2 protein-coding genes are annotated in these 2199 nt (G+C 62.7%); both read left to right on the top strand.

All coding sequences use genetic code 11. The features are described from left to right. Positions 1-205 precede the first annotated feature (205 nt). Positions 206-1621, top strand: coding sequence for a cytochrome c oxidase accessory protein CcoG (gene ccoG, locus KUO17_RS26425; protein WP_217978485.1), 1416 nt, complete (start codon positions 206-208; stop codon positions 1619-1621). A 12-nt stretch (positions 1622-1633) separates the two neighbouring features. Next, positions 1634-2173, top strand: coding sequence for a FixH family protein (locus KUO17_RS26420; RefSeq protein WP_217978484.1), 540 nt, complete (start codon positions 1634-1636; stop codon positions 2171-2173). Positions 2174-2199: the final 26 nt, after the last annotated feature.

The following is a 2199-nucleotide window of genomic DNA, read 5'->3' as shown; positions in this document are numbered from 1 at the left end:
GGGGCCCGAAAGGCCACCCCCATGACCCAGATCAATTGACAAGTGCCACTACACTATTGTCAGCCACTAACCAACGCGACCAAAGGTCGCACCCCGCCCCGTACGTCAAGGACAGGCGTATCATGCGCCCTAGAGCAGCAACAACTTCTGACTGCGGTCGGCATGTACTGGCCGCGGCACTTTTCCACTGCCGTGGGACTCAATGATGAGCAAACAGATTCCCGTACACGACGTCACCCCACCTGCCAAGAAAGACACCGGTAGCGTCGACCTCTATGCCGCCCGCGAAAAGATCTACACCCGCGCCTTCACCGGGGTGTTCCGCAACCTGCGCATGCTCGGCGGCGCGCTGCTGTTCCTGCTGTACTTCGGCACGGTGTGGCTGAACTGGGGCGGTCACCAGGCGGTATGGTGGAACCTGCCCGAACGCAAGTTCTACATCTTCGGCACCACCATCTGGCCGCAGGACTTCATCCTGCTGTCGGGCATCCTGATCGTCGCGGCCTTCGGCCTGTTCTTCATCACTGTATTCGCCGGCCGCGTGTGGTGCGGCTACACCTGCCCGCAAAGCGTGTGGACCTGGATCTTCATGTGGTGCGAGAAAGTCACCGAAGGCGACCGCAACCAGCGCATCAAGCTCGACAAGGCCCCCACCAGCACCAACAAGCTGCTGCGCAAGCTGGCCAAGCACAGCCTGTGGCTGGGCATCGGTTTTGTCACCGGCATGACCTTCGTCGGCTACTTCAGCCCCATCCGCGACCTGTGCATCGAGTTCTTCACCGGCCAGGCCGACGGCTGGGCCTATTTCTGGGTCGGCTTCTTCACCCTCGCCACCTACGGCAACGCCGGCTGGCTGCGCGAGCAGGTGTGCATCTACATGTGCCCGTACGCCCGCTTCCAGAGCGTGATGTTCGACAAGGACACGCTGATCGTGTCGTACGACCCGCGGCGTGGCGAAGTACGCGGCCCGCGCAAGAAGGAGGTCGACTACAAGGCCAGGGGCCTGGGCGACTGCATCGACTGCACCATGTGCGTGCAGGTGTGCCCGACCGGCATCGACATCCGTGACGGTCTGCAGGTCGAGTGCATCGGCTGCGCGGCCTGCATCGACGCCTGCGACACCATCATGGACAAGATGGACTACCCGCGTGGCCTGATCAGCTACACCACCGAGCACAACCTGTCGGGGCAGAAGACCCATATGCTGCGCCCGCGCCTGATCGGCTACCTGGTCGTGCTGCTGAGCATGGTCGGCCTGCTCGCCACCGCCTTCTTCATGCGCTCGCTGGTAGGCTTGGACGTGAGCAAGGACCGCGTGCTGTACCGCGAGAACGCCCAGGGCCGCATCGAGAACGTGTACAGCCTGAAGGTGATGAACAAGGACCAGCGCGATCACGTGTACGTGCTCGATGCCGCCGGCCTGCCCGACCTCAAGCTCGAAGGCGCGCGTGAGATCCGCGTGGCGGCCGGCGATATCGTCAGCCTGCCGGTGCAACTGTCGATGGCGCCCGAAGAACTGCCATCGACCACCAACGAGGTGACCTTCATCCTCAAGGACGCCGACGACAACGGCACCCAGATTGAAGCCAAGAGCCGCTTCATCGGCCCACAAATTCGCTAAGAGAGTTCGCCCATGCCTGCAGCAACCGCCACCAGCCCCTGGTACAAGCACCTCTGGCCGTGGATCATCATCGGCGTACTGGCCACCTCGGTGACCCTGAGCCTGACCATGGTGACCATCGCGGTGAACAACCCCGACAACCTGGTCAACGACAACTACTACGAGGCGGGCAAGGGCATCAACCGCTCGCTGGACCGCGAGCTGCTGGGCCAGCAACTCAACCTCAAGGCCAGCGTGCACCTGGACGAACTGACCGGTGAGGTAGACCTGCGCCTGAGTGGCGACAGCCAGCCGCAGGCCCTGGAGCTGAACCTGATCTCGCCGACCCAACCTGAAAAGGATCGCAAGATCGCCCTGACCCGCAGCGAAAGCGAGCCCGGGCGCTACCTGGGCCAACTGAGCGACAAGATCGAGGGGCGTCGTTTCGTCGAGTTGCTGGGCACCCAGGATGGCAAAGTGTGGCGATTGTTCGAAGAAGAGGACGTGGCGCACGACAGTACCCTGCTGTTGGGTGACGAGGCGCTGCAAGGGGCTGAGCACCTCGAAAAATGAGTCGCACCTTTCGCTGGCAAGCCAGC

The organism is Pseudomonas aegrilactucae (assembly GCF_019168305.1).
Classification (GTDB): domain Bacteria; phylum Pseudomonadota; class Gammaproteobacteria; order Pseudomonadales; family Pseudomonadaceae; genus Aquipseudomonas; species Aquipseudomonas aegrilactucae.
This window is presented reverse-complemented; position numbering and strand designations above follow the sequence as displayed.